We start from the raw sequence: 379 nt of genomic DNA, 5'->3' as shown, positions 1-379 counted from the left end.
GCCCTGACCTTCGAAAACGCCGCCTGCTGGACGGCTTCGACCTCGGCCAGCAGATCCTCCAGCTCGGCGTCCGGCTCGCCGAGGATGCCCATTCGGCAGAGATCGCCGATATAGCCGTGATAATTGCCGCCGGAATCGATCGACAGCACCTCGCCCTGCTTCCACGCTTGCGGCGAGGCCGCGCGGTTGTGGCTTGAGCCCAGCGTCAGCAGGCAATATTCGAAATGCGCGCCGCGATTGGTCTCCTCGCGCCGCAACTGCTCGATGATCTCGGTCTTGGTCGTGCCTTCACGCGCCCACTGGATGGTCGCCAGCATGGAATCGGTGATCAGCTCCGAGGCGATGCGCAGCTTTTCGAGCTCGGCGTCTGTCTTGATGG

Annotated in this window: 1 protein-coding gene; it reads right to left on the bottom strand. The window is 63.6% G+C overall.

Features of this window, described 5'->3' with window-relative positions; all coding sequences use genetic code 11:
• Nucleotides 1-379: M24 family metallopeptidase (locus EOA32_RS38210; protein WP_128374361.1), on the bottom strand; the 379-nt coding region annotated here is incomplete at both ends.

Source organism: Mesorhizobium sp. M1A.F.Ca.ET.072.01.1.1 (genome assembly GCF_004023325.1).
Classification (GTDB): Bacteria; Pseudomonadota; Alphaproteobacteria; order Rhizobiales; family Rhizobiaceae; genus Mesorhizobium.
The sequence above is the reverse complement of the archived record's forward strand: the minus strand, read 5'-3'. Positions and strand labels throughout refer to the sequence as shown.